Annotated in this window: 6 protein-coding genes and 1 pseudogene; 3 read left to right on the forward strand and 4 right to left on the reverse strand. The window is 75.3% G+C overall.

What is annotated here, in order from left to right:
* A partial coding sequence (locus B0E53_RS32430) for a toll/interleukin-1 receptor domain-containing protein (RefSeq protein ID WP_146167859.1) occupies nucleotides 1-532 on the reverse strand: 532 nt, incomplete at its 3' end.
* Between the two features lie 107 nt (nucleotides 533-639).
* Here B0E53_RS32430 and B0E53_RS32435 point away from each other — a divergent pair.
* Complete coding sequence (locus B0E53_RS32435) at nucleotides 640-1,872, forward strand: SLC13 family permease (RefSeq protein ID WP_107079450.1); 1,233 nt, start codon at nucleotides 640-642, stop codon at nucleotides 1,870-1,872.
* Between the two features lie 85 nt (nucleotides 1,873-1,957).
* Nucleotides 1,958-2,281 carry a nuclear transport factor 2 family protein gene (locus tag B0E53_RS32440; protein WP_210406301.1) on the forward strand — a complete coding sequence of 108 codons (324 nt, stop codon included), beginning with the start codon at nucleotides 1,958-1,960 and terminating at the stop codon, nucleotides 2,279-2,281.
* Between the two features lie 9 nt (nucleotides 2,282-2,290).
* Here the strand turns inward: B0E53_RS32440 and B0E53_RS32445 are convergent, their stop codons facing one another.
* Nucleotides 2,291-2,740, reverse strand: coding sequence for a hypothetical protein (locus B0E53_RS32445; protein ID WP_107079451.1), 450 nt, complete (start codon nucleotides 2,738-2,740; stop codon nucleotides 2,291-2,293).
* Nucleotides 2,733-4,052 (reverse strand): molybdopterin-dependent oxidoreductase, encoded by a 1,320-nt coding sequence (locus B0E53_RS32450; RefSeq protein ID WP_107079452.1) that lies wholly within the window; start codon nucleotides 4,050-4,052, stop codon nucleotides 2,733-2,735. Before B0E53_RS32450 ends, B0E53_RS32445 begins: the two co-directional genes overlap by 8 nt.
* A 195-nt stretch (nucleotides 4,053-4,247) precedes the next feature.
* On the opposite strand from B0E53_RS32450, the gene B0E53_RS32455 reads away from it, so the two are divergent.
* Nucleotides 4,248-5,309 (forward strand): NAD-dependent epimerase/dehydratase family protein, encoded by a 1,062-nt coding sequence (locus B0E53_RS32455; protein WP_107079453.1) that lies wholly within the window; start codon nucleotides 4,248-4,250, stop codon nucleotides 5,307-5,309.
* 72 nt (nucleotides 5,310-5,381) lie between these two features.
* On the opposite strand, the pseudogene B0E53_RS32460 reads toward B0E53_RS32455, so the two are convergent.
* A pseudogene (locus B0E53_RS32460) lies at nucleotides 5,382-5,662 on the reverse strand (hypothetical protein); the annotation flags it as partial.

Here is a 5,662-nt window from a genome sequence, read left to right on the forward strand (position 1 = left end):
GCGCGGGCGCACCGCCGGCGGGCGCGGCGAGCACCCCGGCCGGGTCGGCGGGATGGTGCGGGAAGGCCGGCTGCCGCATCGGCTTGGCCCGGCCGTCGAGCGCCTCCCGGATCCGGTCCAGCACGCGGCCCCGCGCCTGCGCCGGATCGCTCACCCCGACCAGGTCGACGTAGGTGATGGTGGCGAGCAGGCCGTCGATGGGGCAGTCCTCGACCCGCACGGTGACCAGCTTGTTGCCCGTGCCGTCCGGGTCGGCGCGCAGCGCGGCCTGCCATTCCAGCTTGCCGTAGGTGGAGTGCAGGTAGCGTTCGGACAGGACCGCCACCACCACCTCGGCCTCGCGGACCCCGCGGTCCATGAAGTCGATGAAGTTGGTGCCGGCCACGAAGTCCCACGCCTGGAGCAGGGTGCGGTAGCCGGCCGCCTCGAACTCCCACGCCAGCCAGGTCGCCCAGCGCTCGTCGGCGGGCGAGTAGCTGATGAAGAAGTCGATGGGGCGGTCGGACCGGGTCGGGTGCGCGCCTACAGCCACCCGATCATTATGGCCACTGACCGTCAATCCGTGGACACCCTCGGCAGCCGCTGCCCGGCCGCGTCGGGCCGGCCCGGCCGGGCGGGGGTGTGCGAGGATCATCCCTCGTGGAGACCGTGGGCGAGCCGCCGTCCGCCGCACCGGACCGGACCCGCTGGGGCCGACTGCACGTCCTGGACTGGATCGCGCTGGGGCTGGCCGCGGTCGGCGTCCTCTGTGTCCTCACCGGGCTCCTCCCCCGCGCCGACGCCGAGGGCACCGTACGCCGGATCGTGCCCATCCTGATCTTTCTCGGCACGGTGGTGGTGCTGGCCGAGCTGACCGCGGTGGCCGGGGTCTTCGACGCGCTCGCCGCCCGGGTGGCGATCACCGCCCGGGGCAGCTACCGGGCGCTGTTCTGGCTCTGCGTCGGGTTCGCCTCGGTGACCACCATCGCGCTCAACCTGGACACCACGGCCGTCCTGCTCACCCCGGTGATGATCGCCCTGGCCCGCAAGCTGGGCGTGCCGCCGACCCCGCTGGCGATGACCACGGTCTGGCTGGCCAACACGGCGAGCCTGCTGCTGCCGGTGTCGAACCTGACCAACATCCTGGCCAGCGACCGCATCGGCCTGGACCCGGTGCCCTGGGCGGCCCGGATGTGGTGGCCGCAGCTCGTGGCCATCGTGATCACCATGGTGCTGCTCTGGTGGTGGTACTGGCGGCCGGCCCGGGCCGGCGCCGACCCGTTCGTCCCCCCGCCGCCGCACGTGCCGCCGGACCGGGTGCTCTACCGCACCGCGCTCGCCGCCTGCCTGCTCTTCGTCGCCGGGATCCTGATCGGCGTCGAGATCGGCGTCGCCTCCGGGGTGGCCGCCGCGATCCTGGTCGCCGGCTTCGCGGTGCGCGCCCGCGGCAGCCTGCGGCTCGCCCTGGTCCCGTGGCGGCTGCTGGTCTTCGTGACCGGGCTGTTCCTGGTGGTGCAGACCATCGGCCGGCACGGCCTGGACACCGTGATGGGCACGCTGATCGGCGCCGACCCGGGCGCGGCGGGCGCGCTGCGGGCCGGCGGCGTCGGCGCGCTCTTCGCCAACGTGGTCAACAACCTGCCCGCGTACGTGGCCGGCGAGGCGGTCATCGCCGCCGGGAACCACACCCAGTTGCTGGCCCTGCTGGTCGGCACCAACGTCGGCCCGCTCGCCACGCCGTGGGCCTCGCTGGCGACACTGATCTGGTACGAGCGCTGCCGGGCCGCCGGGGTGGCCGTGCCGCTGGGCCGGTTCGTGGCCACCAGCGCCGCGCTCGCCCTCCTGGGCACCACGGCCACCGTGGCCGCCCTGCTGGTCGGCCCGGGCTCCTGACCCGGAACGCGCGAACCGGGCGGGTTAGTCGTACCCGCCGGGCAGGATCAGGACGACCCGCCACGACCGGCAAGGAGCCAGCACCGTGAACACCGCACCCGACATGATCCGCCGCTACTTCGCGCTCGCCGGCCAGCCGGACAAGGAGGCCTACTTCGCCCTCTTCGCCGACGACGCCGTGGTCGAGGACGAGGGGCGGTCCCACCGGGGCATCCGGGAGATCCGCGATTGGCGCCGCGAGACCCCAGTGGTCTCGTACGAGATCACCGACGTCGAGGACAGCCCGGCGGGCACGGTGGTGACCGCCACCATCAGCGGCGACTTCCCCGGCAGCCCGTTCGCCGGGCTGCGGTTCCGGTTCGAGGACTACGACGACGCCCACATCCGCAAGCTGCGCATCGCCCCCTGACCGTCGCCGTCAGCGGGCCCGGTGGGCCACCCGGCGGGCGGCGTAGAGCAGCGCGCTCGCGGCGAGGAGCGCCCCGCTGACCGCCAGCCACCGGCCGAGCAGTGCCCGGGGCGCCTGGCTGGTCGCCGCCAGGTAGGTGCCGTCGCCGAGGCCGAGGATCCCGGGCAGGTAGACCAGGAACAGCAGGCCGGCGCCGAGCGCCGGGACCCGCACGTGATTCAGCGGCGACGGGGCACCGCCCCGCCCCAGGGCGCGGCGCAGCGCCCGGTCGAGCGACGCGTACACCGGGAAGAGCACCAGGTCGTGCGCGATCACCGCGCCGAGGAACCAGAGCAGCATCCGAAGGGCCGACGCCTCGCCGGCCAGCCGCAGCGCGATCCAGCCGGTGACCGCGAAACAGCCGGCCAGCAGCAGCAGGTGCCAGTGCGCGGCGCCGTAGGCCCGCCGGAGCTCAGCCATCGAACACGATCTCCGCCACCCACTTCGTGCAGTGCACCCCGGGCAGCGCCGGCACGATGATCCGCGCCGGGTAGCCGTGGTCGGGGCTCAGGTCGACGCCGTTGACCCGCAGGGCGAGCAGCGCGTCGGGGTCGGTCACCTGGCCGCCGTGCAGGACGGCCTCGCGGAACAGGCCGGCGCGCTCCAGCGATCGCACCCGCGCGGTGGCCGGATCGTCCGCCCCGACCAGGGCGGCGAGGTCGCGCAGCCGGACCCCGGTCCAGGTCTGCGACGTGGACCAGCCCTCCACGCAGGCGATCGGCAGGACGGCCGTGTGCTGCGCCAGGGCGAGCAGCCGGGCCCGGTTCAGGGTGACCGTACGGTTCCCGGCCTGCAGGGTGAGCCGCCAGGCGGCCCCGGTCTGCTCCGGGGTCACGCCGGCCACGGCGACGCTGCGGTTGACCGGGAAGCCGGTCGGCCCGTCATCGATCCGCCGGCCGCGCGGCAGCAGCAGCGCGGTGCGGCGCAGCGGGTCGACGCTCTGCCCGACGGTCAGCGCCGCCAGCAGCAGCGCTCCGCCGCCGACCAGGGCCAGCAACCCGCGCCGACTCATCGTCGCCGGCCCGGGCCGCCGGGCCACCAGGCCGTCCGGGTCCGCCGGCTCCGGCCGGGTCCGCTCCAGCGGGGTACGCGCGAAGCCCGGCCCGCGCAGCGCGGTGACCATCCGGGGCAGCTTGACCGCCACGTGGGTGACCAGCGCGGCCGTGAAGATCCAGGCGCCGTACCAGTGCGCGGTGTAGAAGTCGAAGCCGAACAGGTACGCGTACTGGATGTTCAGCAGCCCGGTGGCCGTCTGGAAGAGGATGCCGCCGACCAGCAGCAGGAGTGACAGCCGCTCCAGCAGTTGGGCGGCCGAGCGGGCCGGCGGCCAGTCGAAGAGCTTGGGCACCACCGACCAGAGCTTGCCCAGCACCACCGGTACCAGCACGATCCCGAGCGTCACGTGCAGCCCCTGGGTGAGGCGGAACAGCCAGGCGGGCCGGGTCGGCCAGTCGAACACCGGCGGGTGCAGCCAGCCCACGTCCCGGGGGAACGCCTGGTCGAGGCGGGGCCCGTAGGCGATCCAGTCGAGCAGCCCGGTGACGATCACCAGGGGCAGGGTGGCCAGCAGCACGGCGCCGAGCACCGAGGTCAGCCAGGGCCCGCGGACCGGGCTGCGCCAGGCCCGGTCGGCGGCGTCCACCCCGGGCGGGCGGTGCCGGGCCAGCCCACGCCACAGCGCCGCGGGGGCGGCCGACGGCGCGTCGTCCGGTGGGGGCGGGCTGGCGGGCACGTCTCCTCCTCCTGGTCCGCGCGGTCCGGGGCCACCGTCCGCCGATGGTCCCCTGAGCAGGACGCTAGACGCCGCGACCGGGCACCGGTCCGGTTTGCCGCATTACCGAACCCTTACCGCCGTCGTCTCTTACGGACCGCTGACGTCCGCCACGAACCGCCCGAACCGGACCACGGAGTGCCTTAACCTGGCCGCATGCGCGTACTGGTCACCGGCGCGGCCGGCTTCATCGGATCTCAGATCGCCGACCTGCTGGCCGCCGAGGGCCACGAGGCGGTCTGCCTGGACGCGCTGCTGCCCCAGGCGCACGGCGGCGCGCTGCCGGAGTGGTCCCGGCCGCACGACCCGGTGGTCGGCGACGTCCGCGACGCCGCGCTGCTGGACCGGCTGCTGTCCGGGGTGGACGCGGTCTGCCACCAGGCGGCCATGGTGGGGCACGGGCTGGATCCCTCCGACGCCCCGGACTACGCCGGCCACAACGACCACGGCACGGCGGTGCTGCTCGCCGCCATGCACCGGGCCGGGGTGTCCCGGCTGGTGCTGGCCAGCTCGATGGTGGTCTACGGCGAGGGCCGCTACACCTGCGGCCGGCACGGCGTGGTCCGCCCCGCCCCGCGCCGGCCCGCCGACCTCGCCGCCGGCCGGTACGACCCGACCTGTCCGGCCTGCGACGGCACCCTCGACCCGGCACTGGTCCCCGAGGACGCCCCGCTGGAGCCGCGCAGCACCTACGCGGCCAGCAAACTCGCCCAGGAGCACTACGCCGCGGCCTGGGCCCGGCAGACCGGGGGCGGCGTGTGGGCGCTGCGTTACCACAACGTCTACGGCCCCCGGATGCCGCGCGACACCCCGTACGCCGGGGTCGCCTCGCTGTTCCGCTCGGCGCTCGCCGGCGGCCGGCCGCCCCGGGTGTACGAGGACGGCCGGCAGCGCCGGGACTTCGTGCACGTCACCGACGTGGCCCGGGCCAACCTGCTGGCGCTCGCCGCGCCCACTCCGGACGGGCTGGTCCCGGTGAACGTCTGTTCCGGGGAGCCGCACACCGTGGGCGACCTGGCGGCCGCCCTGGCCCGGGCGATGGACGGTCCCGAGCCGGAGGTGGTCGGCGGGGCGCGGGCGGCCGACGTCCGGCACGTGGTGGCCGACCCGACCCGGGCCCGGGACCTGCTCGGCTACACCGCCCGGGTCGCCTTCACCGACGGCGTGACCGCCTTCGCCACCGACCCCCTACGCGAGCCCGCCGCCCTGCCCGCCTGACCCCCGCCGACCACTCCGCCACGGTTGATCATGACGTTGGTGGTGCGATCCGCTGACCTGTTGCCGCCAACCTCAGGAGACCGTGAACAGCAGGTGGTTGACGGCGAGTGCGGTGAGCGCCTGGGCGGCGAGCCACCAGCGGCGGGCCGGCGGCGGCAGGTGGGCCACGGCGACCAGGAGCCAGACCGCGAACGGCAGCCAGATCCGCTCCACCTCGGCCTTGCTCATCCCGGACAGGTCGGCGGCGGCCACCGCCAGCGCCGCGGCGGCGGGCAGCAGCACGGTGGGCCCGAGCACCCTCACCCACCCGCCGGCGCCGCCGGTCCCGGCCACGCGCGCCACCGGCCCATCCG

The sequence above is a fragment of the Micromonospora sp. MH33 genome (genome assembly GCF_003013775.1).
In the GTDB taxonomy this organism is placed as follows: Bacteria; Actinomycetota; Actinomycetes; order Mycobacteriales; family Micromonosporaceae; genus Micromonospora; species Micromonospora fulviviridis.